Raw genomic sequence first — 269 nt, 5'->3', positions numbered from 1 at the left:
GACGATTCTAATAATCGTTTATCTATATATAATGTACCTATATATTCNTTATCACCTGCATAAGCATAACTATTTGATTGTGAATAAATATTTGTAAAGTTTAAAATAAAAATTAACATCATCAGATATTTATAATTTTTCTTCTAATGATTGAAGAATATTTTGTACTTTATAAAGGTTGTTATAAAAAATACTAATAAATAAAATTATCTGAAGATAAATGCTTTAATATACTATTCTNNNTTAGATCTTTTATTTCTAAAGCTTTT

The organism is Candidatus Nanopusillus massiliensis (genome assembly GCF_920984865.1).
The sequence above is the reverse complement of the archived record's forward strand: the minus strand, read 5'-3'. Positions refer to the sequence as shown.